The following is a 1,677-nucleotide window of genomic DNA, read 5'->3' as shown; positions in this document are numbered from 1 at the left end:
TCACAAACTATAACTTTTCAATTTGTTTTTAAAGAAAACACCGATTCTATTTTTATCTATACTTTCTACAGGATCCAAATATTCAATATTATCATCTTCTATATCTTCAACATAAACCAACGCCATGGCAAAAAGCTTAAAACTTATATTGGGCATAATAGAAAGGCCACTATTAAAAATTTCCTTTAAACTCATTTTATCTTTTGTTAAACAGTACAAGTCATAATAATCTCTATATTTGGCTCTCAAAAAAAGTGTATTAACTTTCATTCCAGCAATGCTATCAATTGAGCTTAAATTAAACTGTTTTACTTTTTTTGGCTTTAAAAAAAACCATTTAGAATTAAAAAAAGTTAACTTAACGCCATCTACTATTGCATCCACCTGTTCACTTGATTGATTTATAATTTGTGCATTATCAAAAGTATTTAAATAATTAAATATCTCCTGTAAGTCAAAACTATCACCATAGGTAAAAAAATCTAAGTCTTCACTCTTTCTATGGCACAAATACAATGCCAATGCACTGCCACCACACAAAACATACTTGTGTAAAAATTCACAATTATCAATAAGCTCCAACAGCAAATCTTGCGTATTAGGAAGCAAGCATTCTAAGTTTTTTATATCTTTCATTTTCTATATTTTTAAAATAACTACCATCAACATCCATATCAAAAAACACATTAGCCAGCATCACATTTAGCCTAACAAACTGATTGTTGCTAATCACTGTTGATTGCCATACACTTTTAATAATTCTCTTGCCAAACAGTTTAAACCCTTGCACAATATCGTCAAAATCACCATATTTCAACAAATATTCAATAAACAGCTCATTTCCACATTGTTGATAATTTAGCTCTTTACTATAACTCCAAAACACACCCAAATCTTTTAACTTATTAAAAAGCACCTCTTTGCCTCTATAGGTTTTATATATTTTAGAAATAGCAATATTAGACAAACCTAAATAATTACCCACCTCTACTTGCGTATATCCAGACCTTAATGCTTGCACAATACCCATCTCTCTATCAACGCTATCAAAACACCAGTCGAATGACTTTTTGTTTTTAATAACAACGTCATCTTCTTTTATTTCAAACCTAGTCTCTTCAAATTCACAAATAACCTTCTCATCATCATCGCTAAAACCCAAATCAAAATTAACTTGCCGCAATAACTCAAAATCAAATAATTCAGAATTTAATAACTTAACATTCAAAATTAAACATTCAAAATTACTTGAACTCATCGCCCATAAATATTCACCAATTTTTCTCGTTATCTTGGCTTTAACCGGATTGTACTCAATGTATTTAATCAAAGTATCTAAATATTGATGATCATACACATATTGCGACTTAAACCGCCCCTGCCACAAATGACCAACACGCTTATATTTACCATTAAAGTACATGCCATATTTTGAGTTTACCTGTTTCATAATTAACGATAAATTATCACTATTAGTCTCTATTAACAAATGATAATGATTGCTCATCAAACAAAATGAATACACTGAAAAACCGTACAACTCAGACGCCTCATTTAAGATTTCTAAAAACCTTACATAGTCATCATCTTCAATATAAACTTTTCTTCTTTCAACACCACGATTAATCAGGTGATAAAAGCCAGGTTTGTTAATTCTTGGTTTGCGTGCCATGTGGT

Annotated in this window: 2 protein-coding genes; both read right to left on the bottom strand. The window is 30.1% G+C overall.

The features are described from left to right. Complete coding sequence (locus tag PSN35_RS07565; RefSeq protein ID WP_300031671.1) at window positions 1–636, bottom strand: nucleotidyl transferase AbiEii/AbiGii toxin family protein; 636 nt, start codon at window positions 634–636, stop codon at window positions 1–3. Then, window positions 599–1,677, bottom strand: a 1,079-nt coding sequence (locus PSN35_RS07560; protein WP_300031669.1) for a transposase, incomplete at its 5' end; no start/stop codon positions are given. The genes PSN35_RS07565 and PSN35_RS07560, both read right to left, overlap by 38 nt.

This window comes from Candidatus Thioglobus sp. (genome assembly GCF_028599055.1).
Lineage (GTDB): Bacteria > Pseudomonadota > Gammaproteobacteria > PS1 > Pseudothioglobaceae > Thioglobus_A.
Note: the sequence above shows the minus strand (reverse complement) of the source record. Positions and strands in the feature narration are given on the sequence as shown.

What these genes read in the sequence shown, in the direction of transcription:
- PSN35_RS07565 (WP_300031671.1), bottom strand. Translation starts at nt 636, where the DNA reads ATGAAAGATATAAAAAACTTAGAATGCTTGCTTCCTAATACGCAAGAT.